Annotated in this window: 2 protein-coding genes; both read right to left on the reverse strand. The window is 61.1% G+C overall.

The features are described 5' to 3' along the window. A partial coding sequence (locus ABY403_RS14135; RefSeq protein WP_372841468.1) for a cobaltochelatase subunit CobN occupies nt 1–3,129 on the reverse strand: 3,129 nt, incomplete at its 3' end. An 11-nt stretch (nt 3,130–3,140) separates the two neighbouring features. Then, nucleotides 3,141–4,185, reverse strand: a 1,045-nt coding sequence (locus ABY403_RS14140; RefSeq protein ID WP_372841469.1) for a TonB-dependent receptor, incomplete at its 5' end; no start/stop codon positions are given.

The following is a 4,185-nucleotide window of genomic DNA, read 5'->3' on the forward strand; positions in this document are numbered from 1 at the left end:
CATCACGGCGTCGGGCAGCCCGGTGCCGTAATCACCGCTTTGCGTGCCAAACATCCGGGTCAACGCGTAATTATCCGCGATACCGCCCTCGATACCTGCGGCGCGCAATGCGTCGGCGATCCGCGCGGTATTGGCGCGCAGCGGGTTTTCCTCGGGTGTTTCGTCCAGCGCGTTGACCATGACGATCGCCTCGTTGAAACGCTCCATCACATTGGGGAACTGGTCGCGGTAAAGCCCGGTCAGCGAGATTACCGGGTCGATCCGCGGTCGGCCCAGTTCGGCCAGTGGGATCACCTCCATCCCGGTCACTTGCCCCCCTTCGTCCCAGATCGGGCGCACACCCATTGCGTAGAGGATCTGCGCCTCCAGCATTCCCAGATGGCGCATCGTTTCCGTGCTCCACATAGTGAAGGCCAGCTTTTGGGGTGCTTCCCCGTGCTCGGCTGTATGGGTTGCGATCAGTTCTTCTATCGCCACCTGCCCTGCCGCATAGGCATTGCGGGTGGGAATGCGCGAAGGGTCGAACCCGTAGATGTTCCGCCCCGTCGGCAGCGCATCGGGGTTGCGGATCGGATCGCCGCCGTAGGACGGGTCGATCCAGCCTGCCGAGAGCCCGGTCAGAACCGCGCTGATCTCGCCCGAGCCATCGAGCATGTCGCGATACTCTCGCCCCTTTTCGACCCATTCGGCCAACGCCGGATCGGCAGGCACATCACCCAGAACATGCTGGATCACGAATTGCATCGGCAGGGTGTCTTCCAACGTCTCGAACCCGGCCTTGAAGATTTCGCCAGGATCGACGCCCAATGCCTCGTAGAATGGCGCACCCATCATCTGCATGACGTTCGCCGCCATCGACACCTGCGTGTCGGGGCCAGTCCCGAAAGTGTGCAACCCCAACGGCTGCATCTGCGCGCCCAAATCTTCAAGCAGCGTTTCCAGATCACGGGAATGGGCGTCGAAATCGGCGGCCAATGCGCCTTCCTCCAGCCCCAGATCCTTGTCGAAACCAACCTCGACCGCCTTGGCGATGATCTGCTGGCGCAGGTTTTCGCGCGCGGGGCCTTCGACCACGGTGTGATACTCGCGGAAATAGTCGTTGATCGCCGTCAGATCGGGTGAAAGCCCTGCGGGCGCGAAAGCCGGGGTCTGATAGCTGACCACCACGCCCCGCCCGCGTCGTTTGACGTGGATCGCCTCGGCAATGTTGTCAACGATGTAGGGATAGACGATCGGAATATCGCCAGCCAGAAGCTGCGGATCGTCAAAGGCCCAAAGGCCCCGTTCCTTGCCCGGGGTCCATTCCTGTGAGCCGTGCGTTCCGAAATGGATCAGCGCATCCTGTGTCTGCCGCAACCAGAGATAGGTGGCAAGATAAGGGTGGTTCACCGGCACCTTGTCGTCATGGAACAGATCACGTTCCATGTCGTCCATCGCATCCGACGCGATCGCGCCGCGCGGGGGTTGGGGCAGAATGGTCAGATTGCCAAGTTGCAGGCGCGGAATGGCAAAACCCAGAACGTCATCGCGCGTGACCAGCCACTGGCTGTCTTCAGGCGCGCCCCAATATTGGTTGATCCGGTCCTGCACCTCGGCAGGCAAAGACGAAAACCACGCCTGATAATCTCTCATCGGCAGGAACGCCCAGTCCTCGCCAGCGACCAGCCTGTCCAGCCCATCGGCCCGGTAGCGGGGTGCATGCATACCTGCTGCGCGGTCAGTCACATCAGTGTCGGAAAACGCGTCGATCAGGTAGCCTTCGCCCCGCATGGCCTCTGCCATATCGACCATCGAGCGCGGCAGGTTCAGGTTCGACCCACCCATGTTGGTTTCGCCCTCTGGGGTGTTCCAGTAGACCATCGCCACCCGCTTTTTGCTGTTTGGAAGCTCGCGCAGCGCCGCAAGACGCATGGCCTTGGACAAAAGAAGCTCGAGCTGCTCGGGCATGGGGGTGATCTGACCATCCTCGACGGTGGACAGCATGATCGGGTCCTGCATCCCGATGTATTCGGAATTGGTCAGCGTGAAGGGCAGCGAAAACGCATCTACGCCCGCAGGGTCGGCAAGGTAGGCGGCCCGGTCCCCGTCGCGGTAGCTCATCAGGTGGATTACCGGAACGTTCAGCGTTTGCAGCCATGCTTTGCGCCCATCCGGATCCCCCCCGATGAAGGTGTTGACGAACAGCACATCGAGCACCGTTTGCCCGTCCTGTGTGATCAGCGGCTCGCTGGAAACCCTGCGCGTGAAATCGACGGGATTGGGAAAGACCAACCCGCTCGGCTCCGTTTCGACCGGCTCTGTGTTCGCGGCCGCATTTGCTTCCTCCCAGCTCTGCGTCGCTTCGCGCGCCAGTCGCGATGCCCGGTAAAATGCCAGCGGAACCGCGCCTTTCGCCTGAATACCCGAGACGATTTCATCCAGCATCAGCGTCTGGCCATCCGAAATGTAGGATGAGGAAAACTCCATCCCGATCACGGCTTTTCCGTCGCGCGCGCCATTCTGCGCCTCCCACCACTCCAGATAGCTGGAAAGGTCAGCAAAGATCCTGTCCGCCTTGGGGTGATAGATGCCACCGTTGGGCAGATCCTCGGGTGGCGGAACCGCCGCAAGGTCTTGCCCACGCACCAGAGCGGCGACGAAGCCCCCCCAGTTGACATGGTTTTCATGCATGCCCGCCACCCAGTAGCTGTAAAGCTGCTGCCCGACGTCGGCGTTCAGGCCACCGAATGCCTCTACGCGCGATGTATTCATCACCGAAACGCGCAGCCCCGGCAGGCCCGAAGCGCGCACCGCATCGCCTGCCCCTGCCTCGACTGCCGCGATGTCGGTGTCGCGCGGGGCATCGATCATCACCAAATCGGCCCCGTCCAGTGCTGCGGCGATTTCGTCTGGCGACGAGGTATCAACGTGGCGCCATTCGACGATGACGTCGCTTTGCTTGGCTGCCTCGGCGATCATCCTAAACTTTGCGGGCAGCACGAAAGCGGTCGAAAGGACCGCCACCTTCGGTGCCACAACGTCGGCGCTTGCGGCGCCAACACCGCAAGCGGCCGTGAGTATTCCAAACGTGCAGGCCCGGATAAGGGCCCGCAGGCGGGGGAAGCCCCCCGCCATGCGAACTGTCATCATGTTCCCTCTCCTCAAAGCGCGATGTTCACGCCGAACCGGATGGTTCGACCGGAATAGCCTTCGTTGTAGCTGCGGACCGGAACAGCAGCCTCGGTGGACGAAACGCGCTTGGAGTATTTTTCGTTCAGCACGTTTTCGACGGCGAGCGAGAGGCTCACCCGATCATTCAGGCTATGCTGGGCGCGCAGATTGAACAGGACCGGGCGTTCGTAGCTGTCCGTATTGCTTTCGTTTGTGTAGTAGGAGGAAATCCAATCTGCCTCCGCCTCGAAGGACCATTGCTCTGTCGGCATGTAGCTGACGCGCAGGTTGACGTGGTGATCCGGGCTGGCCGAGGCCGTGTTGCCGGTAAAGTCCCCAGACGTGGAAACGAAATCGACATAGGTGTTGTGCGCGTAGGTATAGCTCGCATCCAGCCGGACCTTATCGCTTGCACGCCACCGCAGCTCTGCTTCCAGACCTTGATAGCGCACTTCCCCGGCGGCGGCGCTATAGGTGCCAGTGGGATCACCGGGGCAGATCACGGCATCACCGCCACAGGCCAGCGACACAGCCATTCCGCGGATTTCGGTGTGGAATATCCCGACATCATAGCCCAAGCGCCCGCCCGCCATTTCACCGCGAATCCCGGCAGACCATGTCAGCGATTCTTCCGCAGGCAGGTCCGTCGCGTTTGCCGTGGTCACGGTCGCCGAGGTCGAAGGCACGTAGAACCCCTCCGAGACCGATGCCCAGAGAATCTGGTTCGGCTCGTATTCCCACGTCACGCCAGCTTTCTTGACCAGATCAGAGTAGCTTTTCGATCCATCGAGATCGTAGGTTGAACGATCATCCACATCGATTTCGTAGTTTTCCCAACGCGCGCCCAAGGAAACCCGGAAATCCTCGGCGGGCGAGAACTCGTATTGGGCAAAAGGCGCGATCGAGGTTTCGTCGATCAGGCTGTCGTTGTCGGCGTCATTTCTGTAGGTGGAAAACCCATTGATCGAACGCCTGTAGGTTACAGAATCCGACAGACCCTTGAACGCATCGACGCCAAGGCTCAGCCGCCCATCC

The organism is Phaeovulum sp., assembly GCF_041596715.1.
Lineage (GTDB): Bacteria > Pseudomonadota > Alphaproteobacteria > Rhodobacterales > Rhodobacteraceae > UBA6213.